The following is a 251-nucleotide window of genomic DNA, read 5'->3' as shown; positions in this document are numbered from 1 at the left end:
GCTTTGGAGAAACCAACCACTACCGAACGCGGCCAATGGTATTTCCAACGCTACATCCAAAACCTGCCGACCGCAGGCGAAATGGTATTCTTCGACCGATCATGGTACAACCGTGCCGGCGTAGAACGCGTAATGGGCTTCTGCGAACCTAACGAATACCTGCTCTTCATGCGTCAAACCCCTGAATTGGAACGTATGCTTGTTGCCAGCGGCATCCATCTGTTCAAATTCTGGTTCTCCGTATCCCGTGA

General features: G+C 51.8%; 1 pseudogene. It reads left to right on the top strand.

The window, feature by feature from the left end:
* A pseudogene (locus ACTHSP_RS23925) lies at positions 1–251 on the top strand (polyphosphate kinase 2); the annotation flags it as partial.

This window comes from Neisseria sp. P0001.S005, from assembly GCF_051963715.1.
Note: the sequence above shows the minus strand (reverse complement) of the source record. Positions and strands in the feature narration are given on the sequence as shown.